Here is a 12,807-nt window from a genome sequence, read left to right on the forward strand (position 1 = left end):
AGGTTTCTTAACTTCCATCCTTTACAATCTTCATACTTATTTTCCATTGTCGGGCTGAACACTTTGAATAACGAGTCTTCACAACTTCAGCGTGGCTTAAAGAACCGTCATATTCAGTTGATCGCCATGGGCGGTGCAATTGGCACAGGCTTATTCTTAGGTTCCGCACAGGTGATCCAATCTGCGGGTCCTTCCATTATTTTGGGCTATGCCATTGGTGGCTTGATTGCATTTTTAATCATGCGTCAATTGGGTGAGATGATTGTTCATGAACCTGTCGCAGGTTCATTCAGCCATTTTGCTTATAAATACTGGGGCAAATTCCCCGGTTTCCTTGCGGGTTGGAACTACTGGATTTTGTATATCCTGGTGGCCATGACCGAACTCACTGCTGTTGCGAAATACATCAACTACTGGTGGCCTCATATTCCAGCCTGGGCATCGGTACTATTTTTCTTTATCGTGATTACACTGGTCAACCTCGGCAATGTGAAATTCTACGGTGAATCGGAATTCTGGCTATCTATCATTAAAGTAACTGCGGTTATTTCGATGATTGTCTTTGGCTTGTATCTGATCCTGACAGCTGATGCTTCTTCAGGTGCCTCTTTTAGCAACCTCTGGACCGCGGGTGGTTTCTTCCCGAATGGTTTTGAAGGTCTGTTCTATATGCTGGCCTTTCTGATGTTTGCTTTTGGTGGTATTGAACTGATCGGTATGGCTGCAGCAGAAGCTGAAAATCCGGAAAAAACCATTCCGAAAGCCATTAATCAGGTCGTGTTCCGTATTCTGATTTTCTATGTCGGTGCCCTGACCATTCTGTTGTCTTTGGTGCCTTGGAACCAGCTGGAGCTCGGTGGTCTGGACAAAAGTCCATTCGTGATGATTTTCAGTCAGCTGGGTATCGACTGGGCTGCACATCTGCTTAACTTTATTATCCTGACTGCAGCGCTGTCTGTGTATAACAGTGGTATGTATGCCAACAGCCGTATGTTGTATGGTCTGGCTCAGCAAGGAAACGCACCTAAAGTATTCATGAAAGTGAATAAACAAGGTACGCCGATTCCTGCCGTATTATTCTCTGCTGTACTGATTTTTGGCTGTGTACTGCTTAATTACTTCGTACCTGAAGATGCCTTAAGCCACCTGATTTATATTGTAGTCGGTGCACTTGTACTTAACTGGGCCATGATCAGTCTGACCCATCTCAAGTTTATCCAGACTATGAAGAAACAGGGCATCGTAACCAAATTCCCGGCGCTCTGGTCCCCTGCAAGCAATATACTGGTATTGGCCTTTATCGCCACCATCCTGTACATCATGTGGACACAAGGTTTTCAAGAATCTGTCTATATGATTCCTGTCTGGATCGTGGTGATGTATATCGTATTCAAACTGCTGCATTCAAAAAAATAACGGAAAAATCTTCTTATTCCTGATTTTTAAAGTTATTGCTTCGGCAATAACTTTTTTTTTTGTGTTTTTTGCAGTACATTAGCCTTCTTTTGCGCCCTTAGCTTAACTGGATAGAGCAGTTGCCTCCTAAGCGACCGACGTGGGTTCGAGTCCCGCAGGGCGTACCATTTATTTTCATTTTTTTAGATTGGCCCGTTATTCTTTATAGAATGGCCTTCCCCGACACTGCTCTATCAAGTACTCCCAGAGTCAGTGCTATTGGTTTAGAGTATAATTTAGCAAGACAAGTCCACTGGTCTGCCCTTCCTGTAAAATATCCGCTTGCCCATACCCCCAGATACTTTTTCAACATATGACATATTCGATGTATGGCTAAGCCATGGTATGAATAGTGTCCTTAAAGCGTTTCCATGCTACATAGAAAAATACCGTGCCAATGCCAATGAGCCAGAGAAATGCCGGCCAGACCACACTCAGCCCGGCATTTCTATACAAAATGGCCTGAGCAAGTTCGACAAAGTGTGTGGTCGGAGCAATCAGCATCACATTTTGCAGTACTTCAGGCATACTTTCACGTGGCGTCATTCCACCAGACAGCATTTGCATCGGGATCAGAGTCAACATCATCAAAAGGCCAAATTGCGGCATTGACTTGGACATGGTCGCCAAATAAATGCCCATCGAAGTAGTCGCGAATAAGGTCAATAATGCTCCGAAAAAGAACAGCCACAGATTCCCCTCTATCGGTACCTTCAAGATGATCTGTACCACCAGTTTCAAACCTAAAAATGCTGCAAGCAAAACCACCAGGCTCATCGACCAGACTTTGGACATCATAATTTCAAATACGGTGACCGGCATGACCATCAGATGTTCTATCGTACCGTGTTCACGTTCACGGATTAAAGCCGCACCAGTTAGAATAATGGACAGCATTGCCACGTTATTGATGATTTGCATCACACTCCCAAACCATTTCTGGTCAAGTACAGGGTTAAAACGTGCCCGCATTTCCAGTTCTACTGGCAGGGTGCTTATTTCACGGTGACGCAGAACGTATTCATTGACTTCGGACAGTATAATCTGCTGAATATAACCCGCCCCGACCATGGCCTGAGTCATCCGCGTGGCATCAACATTGACCTGAATCGTTGCCTCTCTCCCTGCCAGTATATCTTCCTGAAAATTGACCGGAATATTCAGGGCGAAGGTAAATTCTCCGGCATCCATTCCGGCATCCATATGATTCAGTTCAGTCGTCTGGGGCAGAAAGTAGGGAGGATAAAAAGCCGAGCTTATCCGCTCCGACAAGGTTGAATGATCTTCATCCACAATCGCGATGGGTGCCATATTCAGACTGTCAGGCATAGCGGTTGCAGCTGTATAGACGGCGACGGTAAAAGTATAGACAATCAGAATCAGCATGACCGGATCACGCCATAGACTCCAAAGCTCCTTGCAACCGAGCAGATAGATATTCTTTATTTTCTGGCTGACCATGCTAGGACTCCTGTTTTTTCAGGGCAAGAATTGCTGCACCCATAATCACAGGGACTGACAGCAGAATCACCCAAAAATCCTGATGCAGTGCATTAAAGCTCAATGCCTTGTTAAATACCCCGCGGCTGATATTCACCATATGCGTAGTAGGATAGATTTCACCAAACCAGCGACCAAAACCTTCCAGAGAGGAAACAGGATTGATAATACCGGCGAACTGCACCGCAGGTATAAGCGTACCGATCAACACCAGAAACATCGAGGCAATCTGGCTTTTGGTCAATGAAGATGCCAGCAGTCCCAAGCCAGTAGAAAAAATAATAAACAGGAAGGATGCCAGGGTCAGCGTTATGAAACTTCCCTTGATCGGCACATCGAATATCGCCACAATGATCAGGCACATCAGGAAATAGTTCAGCATGGCCAGAACTACATAAGGAATTTGCTTGCCAATCAAAAATTCACTGCGGGTCACCGGAGTTACATACAGGTTCACAATTGAACCGAGCTCTTTTTCCCGCACCACAGACAGTGCTGTCAGCATGGCAGGAATCAATAAAATCAATATGGGAAATACAGCGGGCGCGATTGCAGGCAGGCTCTTGATGTCGGGATTGTAGCGGAATCGGGTTTCTATATTTATGGTACTCGAGGTTTTATATCCACTTCGCTCTAGTTCCTGCTGCATCAACCAGTGAGTATGAATTCCCTGTACATAGCCCTTCACTGTTTCAGCACGCTGTGGCATGGCACCATCAATCCAGGCGCCAATCTTAACCTCTTCTCCGCGATTAACATCCCGGGCAAAATCAGGTGGAATTTCAATGGCCAAAGAGATATCGCCACTTCGCATGCGTTGATCCAGATCCTCATAATTTTGCAGCGGTGGCTTTTCAACAAAATAACGTGAACCCGCAATGCTCATGCTGTAATTCTGGCTAAGACCACTCTGGTCACGATCCAGTACTGCAAAGGTCAGATTATCTACGTCCATGGTGATTCCATACCCCATCACAAACAGCAGGATAATCGACCCGACCAGCGCCATGGTGGCACGTATCGGATCACGTGCCAGCTCCAGCGATTCACGCCAAGCATAGCTAAGCATCCGTTGCAGGCTAAATCGGCTGGATATCCTGGTTTCTTCTTTCACTGTCTGGTCATTGGAAATACTGCCTTCTAGCTCCTGTTCAGGTGGCGTCTGGCTGGCTGCTCCAGCATCCATTAGGTAGCCAATAAATGCTTCTTCCAGAGTGGCAGCCTGCCTATTTTTGATCAACTGTGCGGGTGCAGCACTGTCCAGAACCCGGCCGGCATGCATCAGGGAAATCCGGTCACAGCGCTGTGCTTCATTCATGAAATGCGTTGAAATAAAGATGGTAACCCCGTCCTTGCGAGACAAGGAGATTAAAAAACGCCAGAAATTGTCACGAGCAATCGGGTCTACCCCCGAAGTCGGTTCATCAAGAATCAGGATTTCCGGGTTATGTACCAGTGCCACAGCAAGAGACAGACGCTGACGGATACCCAGCGGCAAGTCATCAGGCAGCTTGTTTTTCACTTCGGCCAAGTCAAAACGCTGCAGCATCTGCTGTACACGCGTGTCAATCTGTTCAGCCGGCACATGAAACAATTTTGCGTGAAGTACCAGGTTCTGGGTAATGGTCAGTTCACTATAGAGAGAGAAAGACTGTGACATATAGCCAACACGGCGGCGGGTCTCAATATTACTGCCTTCCACTGGCTGGCCAAATAACCAAGCCTGCCCTTCTGAAGCTTCGAGCAATCCGGTCAGTACTTTCATGGTGGTGGTTTTACCACAGCCATTCGATCCCAGAAAACCAAAAATTTCACCCTGCCGAATCTGGAAATTGACATGATCTACTGCGGTAAAATCACCAAACCTGACTGTCAGATCCTTCGCTTCCAGCGCATAGCCATCCGAATCGTAATCTGGTAAAGGTGGAATCACTACAGGGGTATAGCCCTGTTTCTTTTCTTCCGGTAATAGCTTGATATAAGCATCTTCCAGACTGTTACTCTCCGTCTGCGTCAACAGTTCTTGCGGAGTTCCGGTTTTCAGGATTTTGCCTTCATCCATCATCGCCAGCCAGTCGAAACCTTGGGCTTCATCCATGTAGGCAGTAGCGACAATCACACTCATCTGGGGACGAACCTGGCGGATACGGTTAATCAGCTCCCAGAACTGTGCCCGTGCCAAGGGATCGACTCCCGTGGTGGGCTCATCCAGAATCAGAAAATCCGGATCATGAATCAGGGAGCAGCACAATCCAAGTTTCTGTTTCATGCCTCCAGATAATTTTCCTGCCGGCCGATCGAGAAATTCATATAGTCCTGTACTTTTAGTCAGATCATCAATGCGTTTACGGCTTTCTGTACGACTATGCCCAAACAATCGGGCAACAAACTGCAGGTTTTCCTCAACAGATAGGTTTTTGGACAGGTTGCTGCCCAGACCTTGAGGCATGTAGGCAATATACGGACAAACTTTTCTGCGATGCTTCGGGTCAGCAATATCTCCACCAAGCACGATCAGTCGGCCCGCCTGAACGACCTTGGCACCGGCCAGTAAGGCCAGCAAACTGGATTTCCCCACGCCATCCGGTCCGATCAGTCCAATCATGCAGCCCGCAGGAAGCGACAGGGAAATGTCCTGTAAAGCCTGGGTCTTGCCATATTTCAGACTGACCTGCTGGATTTCGGCAACTGCCGCTCCGGCAACAAATTGCGGCATCATGATTTAACCTGATTTCTTAAGAACGCCGGCCAGGGCAGATTGGAATCAAGTTTGATATAGGCCACGCCCGGAAGACCGGTTTTGACTTGCTGGATATGTTTTCTCAGCAATTCAGGATCAATTTTCGCCTTGACACGGAACATTAATTTCTGGCGTTCACTTTCAGTCTCTACGGTTTTTGGAGTGAACTGGGCCGTGTCGGCAACAAAAGACACCCGAGCAGGAATTACCAGATTTTTGGCCACATCCAGCACAATCCGGACTTCAGTACCGATTGCGATACGGCCAGCCACGGTTTCCGGCAGGAAAAACGTCATATAGACATCGGACAGATCAATCAGGTTCATGACCCGCCCCCCCGCAGCAATCATTTCGCCTGGTTGTGCGACTAGGAACTGCACCCGTGCCTTCAAGGGTGCCTTAAGCTGGGCATCCTCAATATCGAAATTGATCCGGTCAATGGTTGCTTTGATAGCATCGACCTGAGATTGTGCGCTCGAAACCTGGCTGCGTGCGGCCACGATAGCTCCTTCAGCGCTGTCCACTTGCGCCTGGGCTGCGCTGAGTACTGCTGCTACACGCTTGGCATCTGCCCTCTCATCATCCAGCTGCTGCCTGGAAGATGCGCCTTCCTTGGCTAGAATTTCCGTCCGTGCCAGACGGTTTTTTGCTGCAATAAGTTCTGTTTCACGTTGCAGCACCATCGCTTCGGCGGCTGATTTTTCACTTTTACGCATTGCCAGTTGCGCTTCAGCGGTCGCAATACCATCTTCAGCCTGACGCTGTTGGGCTTGAATTTCGCGCAGTTGAGCTTCAAGGGTAGAAACTTTTATTCGCGCCAGAATCTGCCCCGGCTCGACAAAATCTCCTTCCCGCACCAGAATTTCTTCTAACTGGCCAGCGAACTTACTGGAAATATTGACTTCAGTCGCCTCAATCCGTCCATTCCCACTGACCAACCCATCGGTATCAGGCTGATTCATGTTTTTCCAGATCAGGTAGCCCACCAAGATGGCGACAACGACTGCTCCCACAATGGATATTTTTTTTATATTCATAGATCTGCTTACTCAACATATTCAATCGGGCTGTTACTCACCCTTTTTATAATTTTTAGTAAAATCAAAACATTAATTCTTTTATTTTGTTCAATTTATAATAAGTGTATTCAACAAATAAATTTAGCCTGGCTGTACCAGTCTGCTATCACCGCCCAGTGCAAAATACAGGGAAATATAAGACTGCATTAAGGCACTTTGGGTTTCAATCCACTGCTGTTCTGCCGTCAGCAAACTTCGCTGTGCATCTAGCACATCGAGATAACCCACGGCACCATTATCATAGCGTAACTGTGCCAGTCGTGCTGTTTCCCGAAAAGCAGCCAGTCCCTGATCCTGTATTTGCAGTTGCTGGCTTAAATAGCGCTGATCAACCAAAGCATCAGCCACTTCCCGGAAGGCATTCTGTACAGTTTTTTCATAGTCAGCCACAGCAATATCCTGTCTCACCTCCGCCAAGATGACATTATTTTTTAACTGACCTGCGGTAAATATGGGCAAAGTGATACTGGGAGCAATCGACCATACTGAACTACCGGATTTGAACAGACCCTCCAGTTCTGTACTGGCTGTTCCAAAACTCCCCGTGAGCGCAATACGCGGAAAAAATGCAGCACGGGCAGCCTGGATATTGGCATGCTGGGAATACAGTAAAGCTTCAGCAGCCCGAATATCTGGCCGGTTCAGCAGTAACTCCGACGGAAGTCCGGTCTGTAATACGACTGGCTTAAAATTCAGCTGATCCAGGCCTAATCTTGGGACTTCTACAGGCTGACCTATCAACTGGATCAAATAATTGGCTGTCATGTCCTGAACATTTTGCAGCTGGGTTAGCAACGCCCGGCCATTACTGAGCAAGGTTTGTGCCTGCATATATTCTACTTTTGAACCTGCCCCAACCTCGTAACGCCGTTTAAAGATACGTACAGATTTTTCATAATTTTGCACAGAACCTTCGGCATAATAAATCCGTTTTTCTAGTTCAGCCAGGGTCAGATAGGTCTGAATCGACTGCTGAATAATGCTGTTTCGTACCGCCAGCTGATTATATTCAGAAGCGAAAAACTGCTGTAATGCTGCTTCATTCAGGCTGCGTATACGTCCCCACAAATCCAGTTCCCAGTGGCTTATTCCCACACCTACCGTATACTGTTCTGTGGTTACAGCACGGCCCACAGGAGATAAATCTGCTGGTACCCTGCTGCGTTCATAACTACTGCTTCCCAATATACTCGGCCACAATTCTGAACGCTGAATACCATAGGCAGCTTGGGCTTCACGGATCCGGAGTGCTGCAATTTTCAGATCATAGTTATAGGTCAGGGCAAGACGGGCAATTCTCACTAAAGTAGGATCACTGACATAATCAGACCACGGCAAAGCATGATATGTACCGCCCTGCTGAAATGGATAGTGTGCTGGCAAGACAGGCTCTGGTTTGATCAAAGGGGCTGTATTCTGACAGCCTGTCAGTAGAGCTAAAATGGGGAGTATCGCCAGACTGCTATCTAGATAAAATCTGCAAAAAATATTCAGTTTCAACAATTGACCCTCCTGTCAGCTGAGCCTTTTCTAAAAATATGCATGCATGACTGTCTGAGATAAATATCTGCTTAAGTCATCAGAAAAAGGTGGCGATATCGTTCACCTACCCGATCACATGGCTTTTGATTCTTTTGAATTCTAGTCAGTATCAGGACTTATCCGACATAATGCACTAAGTATTTATTTTATTTAATTTTTATATTCTTCTTTTAACCTATTAAAGGCTTAAAACCTGACCTCTGAATCAGGCCATTTCGTCTCCTTATTTCAAGGATTAAACATCTAACTTCTAACCATCATTATATGGGCAAGACTTTCTGCAATCTGCAACGTGTGTTTGCCTATTACAATCGTGTATTTCTACACAATACACGGTTCAGTCTAAGCTGCACATATCCCTCTCTGTATTCACCCATCTAATGTAGTAACAAATTGAAACTGGCTTTCATGGTAGAAGATTTAAGGTACCCCATTGCACTGCCACCCCTGAAAAAATCAATTAATTAGTCCAAGTATTCCTTTGATTCTAATAAATATATTATATAAGTTTCACCCTAATGAGCTACTTTATCTGTCTTAAACACTCTTCTTCATACATTTTGGAGGTGCGTATATGTAACGCTCATGTAACAGAATTTTGTCGTTCTCGCTCAAACTGAGCGGAACAAAAGGGTAGAAATATGCGAATTAATTAACAAATTAGTTGTGCAATCTTTCATTAAATTTAATTTTTTTAAGAATCAATTTATCTGTAATTAAAAATAATAATTTCAATAACTTAAATTTTAAATTAAAGCCACTAATTAGTACTTTTACTCTATTTTGATGTTTTTTTGAACTGTCTATTCAAACTAGAGCATTTACTCTTATTTTATTTGTGGTATTTTTGGCACATGGAGTAACAAATGATTGCGGTTTAGTAACCAAACTCTCCAAAGAATTAAATTTAAGTGCAAACAACAACGCTAGATATAAATTTGTACCTCAAGGAAAGACGTAAATGAAATTAAAGACATTAACTACTGCAATGATTCTCGCGACTGTACCTATGACAGGTGCATTTGCTGCTGCAATGGATCGTTCGGGGCAATCTATCGCAGCGTTTTTACAGCCAGGTAATTACTTTGAAGCGGGTATTACTGTATTAGATCCTTCTGTATCTGGTACCACTTCTAACGCACCATCCCTAGACTCACCTACACTAGGTGTAGGTACCAATCAGGCAACAGGTGATATGGCGGGTGATTATCATTCTGTATCAGCTGCGTTGAAGCTCCAGTTAACAGACAACTTTTCTTTTGGTCTTATTTTTGATCAGCCATTTGGTGCTGAAGCAGACTATAAAGACCGCTCTGTTGCCTTTAATCCTACAGGTAATGATGGCACCCGGGCTGAAGTGACGACAGAAAATTTAAGTTTCGTGTTTGGTTTCCAGCCAACTGAAAACTGGAATATTTATGCAGGCCCAGTTTATCAAGAAGCTAAAGGTAATGTATCTTTACGTGGTACCGCTTATGGATTATTAACTGGATATGATGCCACCATGAAAAAAGATGGTGGTACAGGCTGGTTAGCAGGTCTGGCTTACCAAATTCCTGAAATTGCCTTGAAAGCATCTTTGACTTACCGTTCAGAAATCGAACACCAACTTGCTTCAAGAGAGAATGTTAATACAGTAGTACCAGGCTTCGGCATTCCTGGAGTATTACCTACTCAATTATTTGCTTATGCTCCTGGCAAAACTGATGTTACTACTCCTCAATCTGTTAACCTAGACCTACAATCAGGGATCATGGCTGACACGGTTGCCTTCTTAAATGTTCGATGGGTAAATTGGGATGGATTCGCAATTCGACCAACTCAATTCGGCCAAGCTTTAGATCAACTTGCTGCTGCGGGAAATGCTCTTCCTGCTTTACCAGCATTAGCTCCAACTAAAGCTCTCTTGACCTCGTTAGAGGGTGGGAATCTTGTTGAATATAATGAAGATCAATGGTCTGCTACAGCGGGCGTAGGCCGTAAATTCAATGCAAAATGGGCAGGTAATGTCTCTGTAGGCTGGGACTCTGGTGCAGGTAATCCTGTTACAACGCTTGGTCCAACAGAAGGTTACTGGAATGTGGGTGTAGGGGTTCAGTTCTCTCCTGCTCCAAACTATTTCATTGCAGGCGGAATGAAATATTTCTGGCTGGGCGATGCTGATGCTCTGACTGTAGCAAATCCAAATGTAGGTAGCTTTAAAGACAATGACGCAATTGCTTATGGCTTGAAAATGGGTTACCGCTTCTAAGTTTTCATAAAATAAAAAACCACTTCCGGGTGGTTTTTTATGTTTGAATCCTAATTTTATACATTTGCATAGCATTTGTTTATTTTACCGCCAATCAATATTTTACTCACTTTCATTTCTATAGAAATTTTTATCTTTTTTATTTTGTTATTTTTCATCTATTTAATCTTAAAATTCTAGTATAAATACTCTAAGCAATCCCTATATTTAACCGTTCCAGTTCATTTCTCATGCGAACCTGAGTATTTACTCTTTTTAAATTTATGTTACTTTTCCTGCACATTTTTGTTACAGATGGCATCAGGGACCGTACCATGAAGCTCACTAAAATTTCTTCAGCTATTTTACTTAGCACTTTCTCCCTCTCAGCAGTTCAAGCAGCTGGCCTAGACCGTTCTGGTCAGTCAATTCATGCTTTTTTACAGCCTGGTAATTATGCAGAAGCAGGCATTACTGTCATTGATCCAACTGTTCGAGGTCAAGCGATCGCACAATTGGGCGGTCAAAAAATTTCCGATATGGGCGATGATTACTATTTCCCTTCTGCTGCATTAAAAGTACAAGCAACAGATCATCTTTCTTTAGGTCTAATTTATGACCAACCTTTTGGTGCAGATGCAACTTACAATACAGAAACCACAAGTTTTTCTGAAACCCATCCATTGCTTAAAGTAACTGAAGGCACCAGTGTTGAAGTTAGAACTGAGAATTTAACTGCTTTATTTGGTTACCAGCCAAATCAAAACTGGAATTTCTACGCAGGCCCAGTATGGCAAACGGTAGAAGCGGATATTAAATTGCGTGGTACAGCCTATAAAAATACAGGCTATAACATTAACGTTGATACCAAAGAAGCCTATGGCTGGTTAGCGGGTTTTGCCTATCAAATTCCAGAAATTGCATTAAAAGCAGCGATTACCTATCGCTCTGAAATTTCACATGATGCGAAATCGACTGAAACATCTAATCTGCCAATATATGCATCATTTATGTCTGATACAGATCCACGTAAAGCAATATATGCAACTAAAGGCTTTAGACAAAGCACGGTTAATGCAACAACCCCTCAATCTGTAAATTTAGACTTACAAACAGGTATCGCAGCCAATACCGTTGCATTTGCCAATGTCCGTTGGGTTCACTGGGATCAATTTACAGTGAGTCCAGAAATGTTAGGCGAATTAGGTCAAGACTTGATCAGCTATAGCGATGACCAATGGTCTGCAAATGTCGGTGTTGGCCGTAAGTTTAATGAAAAATGGTCAGGTACGGCGATGGTGAACTATGACACTGGCGCAGGTAACCCGGTTACGACTCTTGGTCCTACTAAAGGTTACTGGGGTCTGGGTGTTGGCGCGCAATATAGCCCAACCGCACAAACCTTTATACAAGGTGGTGTACGCTATATGTGGTTAGGCGATGCACATGCGCAAACAGCTAACAATATTGTAGCCGAGTTTAAAGATAACACTGCTATGGCTTATGCAATGAAAATTGGTTACCGTTTCTAATTGAACGAATCCCATAAAAAAGGCATCTCTTAGATGCCTTTTTTATTAACAGTTGATTCATTAAGCTGGAATATCACGCACAGATGCATTACGAATCGCTTCTTTCAAGGCATCATAACCACGAATTGGCGGGAATTGCGGGAATTCGGCAATAACGTTTTCAGGTGCATCAAATAAGAAACCATGATCTGCTTCCCCTAGCATCGTGGTATCGTTATAAGAATCGCCTGCTGCAATCACACGGAAGTTCAAGCCATGTAATGCTTTTACCGCTTGACGTTTTTGGTCCGGCTGACGAAGTTTATAAGCAGAGATCATTCCTGCTTCATCTGTTTCCAGTTTATGGCAGAAAATAGTTGGCCAATCCAGTTGTTTCATCAGTGGATGTGCAAATTCATAGAAGGTATCTGAAAGAATAATCAATTGAAAATGTGTGCTCACCCATTTCACAAATTCTTTTGCTCCTGGAAAAGGACCCATTTCTGCAATCACTTCCTGAATATCGTTCAAGCCTAAACCGTGCTGTTTTAAAATATTCAGACGTTGAGTCATCAGTACATCATAGTCAGGAATGTCACGAGTCGTCGCTTCAAGCTCTTTAATACCGGTTTTTTTTGCAAAGTTAATCCAGATTTCTGGAACCAACACGCCTTCTAAATCTAGACATACGACTTCCATGAACATCCCCTCTGAGTTGTATTGAAAAAATTTGCATTATGATAGCTGAAG

At 44.2% G+C, this 12,807-nt stretch carries 8 protein-coding genes and 1 tRNA gene; 4 read left to right on the top strand and 5 right to left on the bottom strand.

The annotated features are described in order from the left end of the window. Window positions 1–63 precede the first annotated feature (63 nt). The gene (locus AY607_RS01820) at window positions 64–1,416 is read left to right on the top strand and encodes an amino acid permease (RefSeq protein ID WP_064095702.1); all 1,353 of its coding nucleotides are present in this window, start codon (window positions 64–66) and stop codon (window positions 1,414–1,416) included. A 91-nt stretch (window positions 1,417–1,507) separates the two neighbouring features. Further along, a tRNA-Arg gene (locus AY607_RS01825) sits at window positions 1,508–1,583 on the top strand. Window positions 1,584–1,788: 205 nt separating this feature from the next. Here AY607_RS01825 and AY607_RS01830 read toward each other — a convergent pair. The 4 genes from AY607_RS01830 to AY607_RS01845 all read right to left on the bottom strand — a co-directional run bounded on the left by AY607_RS01830 (window position 1,789) and on the right by AY607_RS01845 (window position 8,277). Beyond that, window positions 1,789–2,916: an ABC transporter permease gene (locus AY607_RS01830; RefSeq protein WP_064095703.1), complete on the bottom strand. Its 1,128-nt coding sequence runs from the start codon at window positions 2,914–2,916 to the stop codon at window positions 1,789–1,791. A 1-nt stretch (window position 2,917) separates the two neighbouring features. Beyond that, entirely contained in the window at window positions 2,918–5,674 is a 2,757-nt protein-coding gene (gene rbbA / locus AY607_RS01835; RefSeq protein ID WP_064101584.1) for a ribosome-associated ATPase/putative transporter RbbA, read from the bottom strand. Beyond that, window positions 5,671–6,732 carry an HlyD family secretion protein gene (locus AY607_RS01840; protein ID WP_064101585.1) on the bottom strand — a complete coding sequence of 354 codons (1,062 nt, stop codon included), beginning with the start codon at window positions 6,730–6,732 and terminating at the stop codon, window positions 5,671–5,673. The genes rbbA and AY607_RS01840 overlap by 4 nt, the downstream gene beginning before the upstream one ends. A 123-nt stretch (window positions 6,733–6,855) precedes the next feature. Continuing rightward, entirely contained in the window at window positions 6,856–8,277 is a 1,422-nt protein-coding gene (locus AY607_RS01845; RefSeq protein WP_404793932.1) for an efflux transporter outer membrane subunit, read from the bottom strand. A 1,000-nt stretch (window positions 8,278–9,277) separates the two neighbouring features. Here AY607_RS01845 and AY607_RS01850 point away from each other — a divergent pair. Both AY607_RS01850 and AY607_RS01855 read left to right on the top strand, forming a co-directional pair. Continuing rightward, complete coding sequence (locus AY607_RS01850) at window positions 9,278–10,567, top strand: OmpP1/FadL family transporter (RefSeq protein ID WP_064101586.1); 1,290 nt, start codon at window positions 9,278–9,280, stop codon at window positions 10,565–10,567. Between the two features lie 314 nt (window positions 10,568–10,881). Continuing rightward, window positions 10,882–12,078, top strand: coding sequence for an OmpP1/FadL family transporter (locus tag AY607_RS01855; RefSeq protein WP_064101587.1), 1,197 nt, complete (start codon window positions 10,882–10,884; stop codon window positions 12,076–12,078). 60 nt (window positions 12,079–12,138) lie between these two features. Here AY607_RS01855 and thrH read toward each other — a convergent pair whose 3' ends face one another. After that, the gene (gene thrH / locus AY607_RS01860; RefSeq protein ID WP_004646225.1) at window positions 12,139–12,756 is read right to left on the bottom strand and encodes a bifunctional phosphoserine phosphatase/homoserine phosphotransferase ThrH; all 618 of its coding nucleotides are present in this window, start codon (window positions 12,754–12,756) and stop codon (window positions 12,139–12,141) included. Window positions 12,757–12,807: the final 51 nt, after the last annotated feature.

The organism is Acinetobacter sp. SFA (genome assembly GCF_001647535.1).
Classification (GTDB): Bacteria; Pseudomonadota; Gammaproteobacteria; order Pseudomonadales; family Moraxellaceae; genus Acinetobacter; species Acinetobacter pecorum.

Coding starts and splice junctions, on each gene's coding strand:
- AY607_RS01830 (WP_064095703.1), bottom strand. CDS start 2,916: ATGGTCAGCCAGAAAATAAAGAATATCTATCTGCTCGGTTGCAAGGAG.
- rbbA (WP_064101584.1), bottom strand. CDS start 5,674: ATGATGCCGCAATTTGTTGCCGGAGCGGCAGTTGCCGAAATCCAGCAG.
- AY607_RS01840 (WP_064101585.1), bottom strand. CDS start 6,732: ATGAATATAAAAAAAATATCCATTGTGGGAGCAGTCGTTGTCGCCATC.
- AY607_RS01850 (WP_064101586.1), top strand. CDS start 9,278: ATGAAATTAAAGACATTAACTACTGCAATGATTCTCGCGACTGTACCT.
- AY607_RS01855 (WP_064101587.1), top strand. CDS start 10,882: ATGAAGCTCACTAAAATTTCTTCAGCTATTTTACTTAGCACTTTCTCC.
- thrH (WP_004646225.1), bottom strand. CDS start 12,756: ATGGAAGTCGTATGTCTAGATTTAGAAGGCGTGTTGGTTCCAGAAATC.